Below are 2,902 nucleotides of genomic sequence, written 5' to 3'. Positions count from 1 at the left end.
GCCGTAGCCTGGCGTACCGGGAGCAGATATTAGACATCTTGGCCTGTGTTGAGGGTAGCCCGGAGGAGCCGCTCGCGGGCATTGCCCCCCGCCTCCATGAGCAGCTAGATCGCCTGACCACGGTCGTCTGCATTGTCCTAGACTGGGACGAACCCCGTCGCCACTTTGTCGAGAACCTTCGTCAGCGCGGTGTCGGGGTGAAAGTGCTCTGGGTCTCCGAGACGGAAGATGCCCAGCCCACCGAAGGGGACATGCAGGTTCTGCCTCCCAGTGCCTTTTCCCAAGGCGGAGTGGACACCCTATGAAGCCCGCCTCCCCTCAACTTCCTATCCCCGTCGCGCTTTTTGCACTAGTCTGCTTACTAGCACTTTTTCTCACGTCCGGCGGTACCCTCTGGCTCGCGGCGGCTCTGGGGGTGCTGGTGCTGGCCTCGTATGCCCTGAACCTGCGGCTTCCAACGACTTGGCTCCCGAGCCTTCTGTTTGGAGGAATCTTGCTTGCTCTGGCGATCCTGAGCACGCCACAGGATGGGCCTGGCTCTCCTTCGACCATCATTCTCCCACGCCCCATCTTTCTCTTTGGCCAGGCAGCGGCAATCCTGATGACGCTGCAGTTCTACCGACCTACCCCAAAAGACCCCACACGCCCCCGCCTTTTCGCTCTCCTGGGCGGCACACTGGTTCTCATCGCTGCTAGTAGTACTTTTGAGGAAGGTCGTCTGAGACAGCTCATCCCCGTTCTCGTTGTTCTACTCGGCATCTCACTACGGACACTTCGGAGCAGGCAGACAACCCAGCGCCTGACGGTTGTCGTGCTGGGCAGTGCGCTTTTGGGCTCTCTGGGCGTGGGATGGCTGAGTGTTAAGGGGATTCGCGACAACCGGGAAAAGATCACGGAGTGGGGCAATCGCCTCATGAGCGAGCACCCTCCCTTGGAGCAGCTCGGCATGTCCCAGCAGCCCACGCTGGGCAACACATTTGGTGCGCGCGGCTCTAATGCCCGTGTGCTCCGCCTGGAGGGGACGCTACGCTCTCCCCACCTGCGTGGCGCTGCCTTCGATACCTACAGCGAGAACCGCTGGGGGCCGCCGCTCAACAGCCGTACCTACGACCCCATTGAAGCGCCCCAGCTCAACCTGCCACTCCCCCGTGGCATGACTTCCCACTCGGTCTCGGCCACCCGCCTGCAAAGTGGCAACCCCGTGGTCTTTTTCCCCCTGGAGACTTTCAGCCTGGAGCTGGGCGCTGTGGAACAGACAGGGTGGGCACGTGATGCCAGCGGCCCCGTCCGGGTGCGTGTCGCGCAGCCCTATACCTACTCTTACCGGGAAAGCACGGAAGGGGCGCAGGGGCTCATGGCGCTTCCCGGACTCCGCAGCGCAGCAGAAAAAGGACGCTATCTCCAGCTCCCGGCAAACCTCCCGAAACTGCTAGCTCCTCTGGCAAAGAAAATCACGAAAGACGCCTCCACGCCCGCCCAGAAAGTGGATGCCATCACGCGCTACTTGCTGGAGAACTATCCCTACAGCCTGACCTTCGATGCGGGGTTTCTCTTTCCCAAGGATGCCAGCAATAACATGCAGCGCTTTGTGGAGGGAAAGCGCTCGGATTTCATCGCCCGCTTCCTGCTCTCCGAGCCAAAGGCAGGGGCGCACTGTGAGTTTTTCGCCTCGGGAGCAGCGCTCCTGCTGCGCTGCGTGGGAGTCCCGACACGCTATGTCACAGGCTACTTTGCCCATGAGCAGGAAGGGCCGAACACGCTGCTTGTCCGGCAGCGCGATGCCCATGCCTGGTGCGAGGCCTGGGTGGAGGGCAAGGGCTGGATAACGGTTGAGGCAACTCCCCCAACCGGCTGGCCGGAGCAGAACAAAACCCCGCTGGAGCCGTGGCGGCGGGCCTGGGAGTGGCTGGAAGACCGCTGGCTCGGGCTACTGAGCTGGCTGGCGGAGACGGAGCCCACTCAGCTCGCCCTGACACTTCTCTTGCCATTTGGGGCAATCGGCCTGGGCGCACTCTGGCAGTACCGCAAGCGCCCGTCGCGTGCCGCTCTCACAATAACAACGCTCGCGCCACCGCCCGAGCTGGCCACACTCGCCAAGCGCTTCGAGGCCGCCCTGCACAAGAGCAACCTGCCTCCCGCGCCGTCCCACCCCTGGTCGGAGCAGCTTGCCGCCCTCCCCGAAGCCATCCAGCCCGCCGCCCGTCAGTTTGTCACGCTTTACCAAACAGCACGCTTCGGAGGCAAGAGCGCTGACAGAGACGCCCTTGAACAAGCCCTCCAAACCGTCGAAGAGGCACTGACGAAGCACTACGCATCGCGCTGAGCTTATGGCACAACACCTGAACCTTTTTCACGAATCGCCGATTCCCTCTGTCCGCCCACTGAAAGTAGGCGTCTGGGTAGCCTTCGGCTGCAAAGCCCGTTCCGGGCTACAAATTATTCCAGCCCGGAACGGGCTTTGCGGCGCTTGTGCCATTACAGACGCCCAATTCCATTGAGCGGATAACGATTCTGGAAAAACCCTAAGACACAGTAATTTAATCTTTTTGATTCCGACTTACGCTACAATCAGAGCATCATGAAGAAACTCACACTGGCTCTGACGGGAGCCCTTGTTCTCGGGGGAAGTGCGGCGCTGGTGGCGCAGCAAAAGCTGGACGTACTCAAGGGGGGCTCTTTGAAGCTCCCGGCGACGGGCTGGACGATCTCTCCGGCGGGAACGGCCCACGCAAAGCTCGGCGACATGCTGCTCTCGTCGGCGCTGCGGCCGGATGGCCAGCTACTCGCCGTGACCAATGGCGGCGGCGCGGCGCATGGCGTGAGCCTGATTGACCCCGCGACGGGCGCACTGAAGCAGCAGGTGAAATTTGGCCGGACGCACTCCGGGCTGGCGTGGTCACCC

The 2,902-nt window shown here is 62.2% G+C and carries 2 protein-coding genes and 1 pseudogene; all 3 read left to right on the top strand.

Features of this window, described 5'->3' with window-relative positions; genetic code table 11:
• On the top strand, positions 1-305 hold a 305-nt coding region (locus tag ACH2EH_RS23205; protein ID WP_395145509.1), incomplete at its 5' end, for a hypothetical protein.
• Entirely contained in the window at positions 302-2,323 is a 2,022-nt protein-coding gene (locus tag ACH2EH_RS23200) for a transglutaminase domain-containing protein (RefSeq protein ID WP_395145507.1), read from the top strand. The genes ACH2EH_RS23205 and ACH2EH_RS23200, both read left to right, overlap by 4 nt.
• 255 nt (positions 2,324-2,578) lie before the next feature.
• Positions 2,579-2,902 (top strand): annotated as a pseudogene (locus ACH2EH_RS23195) (hypothetical protein); the annotation flags it as partial.

The organism is Armatimonas sp., from assembly GCF_043760365.1.
In the GTDB taxonomy this organism is placed as follows: domain Bacteria; phylum Armatimonadota; class Armatimonadia; order Armatimonadales; family Armatimonadaceae; genus Armatimonas.
This window is presented reverse-complemented; position numbering and strand designations above follow the sequence as displayed.

Bases quoted from the DNA above. Each gene is read 5' to 3' on its own strand.
- ACH2EH_RS23200 (WP_395145507.1), top strand. From the start codon at position 302: ATGAAGCCCGCCTCCCCTCAACTTCCTATCCCCGTCGCGCTTTTTGCA.